Consider the following 1,533-nt stretch of genomic DNA (forward strand, 5'->3'; position numbering starts at 1 on the left):
GCCCCACCCAGGCCATGTAGAGCGGAATGCGTACCGCGTCGTAGGAGAAGCGGGGCGGCCAGTCCGCGGGAAGGCCGATTTGCCCGTCGGCGCGGCTGACGAGCATCCAGTCGGGTGGCAGGCGCCAGCGGCCGAAGCGCCCTTGGCGCAGCAGGGCGACGCYATCGGCGGCGACGCTCAGCCAGGCCGGATCCGGCACAGCGGCCGCAAGCGCGCGGATCGCCGGGAAGGCGTAGTAGGACGGGTTCACGACCACTTGGTCCTCCCGCCGGAAGCCTTGGATTCCCGGGAGAAGCACGGTGTAGGGGCCAGCCTGGTCCACCAGCAGCCGCAGGATGTCCCGTGCGATCGCGCGACCCTGCAGCGTATACTCGCGCCTGCCCCAGCGCTCGCCGGCCTCGAGCAGCGCCCAGGCGAGGAAGAGGTCGCCGTCGGTGGCGTTGTTGGGATCGTCCACCGGCCGGGCGGCCCGGGGTTGGAAGCGCCAGGAGAACAGCTCATCGCCGGGCCGCTTCAGGACCCGCATGGTCCAGCCCCGGAGACGGTCGAAGCTCGTCCGGTCGTCGGCGCGGACGGCGGCCAGCATGCCCCAGCCCTGCCCTTCCGTATGCGAGACGTCCTGATTGCCGCTGTCCACGATGCGGCCTTCGCGCGCCATGAAACGATCGCGGAAGGTGATCCACTCCAGCCTCTGCACCTCTTCGGCCGTCTGGGCGCGGGCGCCCACCGTGGCCAAAGCGAGGCCCGGAAGGGCCAGGAGCGTCCCACGACGATGCAACATATGGGTGAATCTCCCAAGGCCGAGCATCAGCATGTACCATGAATGCGACGAGTATACAAATTTTGATTGAATACGGGGGAGGGCTTGTCATTTTCGCGGTCACGCCGTCCCCTTGGGGCCGACCATCCGGAGGAACGAATGATGACCCTTAAACTCGTAACATTTTCAAGCGCTTCCGGCCCACGTCCGGGCGCCATGCTCGGGGATGCCGAGATCCTGGACCTCCAGGCGGCCGGGCTTCCCTATGCCGACCTGGCGGCGGTGATCGCCGAAGGGGCGTCAGCCGTGGCCGCGATACGCGCCAAGGTTGCAAATCCCCCGGCCGCCGCCAAGGTGGCCCTGGCCTCGACCAGGCTGCTCGCCCCCCTGCCCCGCCCCCACCGCAACATCTTCTGCGTCGGCCGCAACTACATGGACCACGTCGCCGAGGGCGACCGGACCCGCGGCATCACCAACAGCGAGCTGCCGAAGTTTCCCCAATTCTTCACCAAGGCGCCCGACACCGTCATCGCGCCCGGCGACACCATCCCCGACCATGGCGCCACCGGCGTGACCCAGTGGCTCGACTATGAGGCGGAGCTCACGCTGATCATCGGCAAGCCCGGCGCCAATATCGAGAAGGAGGATGCGCTCAGCCACGTCTTCGGCTGGACCATCGCCAACGACGTCACCGGCCGCGACCTGCAGCGCCGCTACGGCCAGTGGTTCAAGGGCAAGTCGCTGGACGGCTCCTGCCCGCTCGGCCCCTGGAT

Annotated in this window: 2 protein-coding genes; one reads left to right on the forward strand and one right to left on the reverse strand. The window is 68.2% G+C overall.

The window, feature by feature from the left end; all coding sequences use genetic code 11:
- On the reverse strand, positions 1-814 hold an 814-nt coding region (locus AC1DWF_RS31885), incomplete at its 3' end, for a family 8 glycosyl hydrolase (protein WP_476842549.1).
- A 105-nt stretch (positions 815-919) separates the two neighbouring features.
- Between AC1DWF_RS31885 and AC1DWF_RS31890 the strand changes: the two genes are divergently transcribed.
- On the forward strand, positions 920-1,533 hold a 614-nt coding region (locus tag AC1DWF_RS31890; protein ID WP_476842550.1), incomplete at its 3' end, for a fumarylacetoacetate hydrolase family protein.

The sequence above is a fragment of the Aminobacter sp. P4_D5 genome (assembly GCF_056401815.1).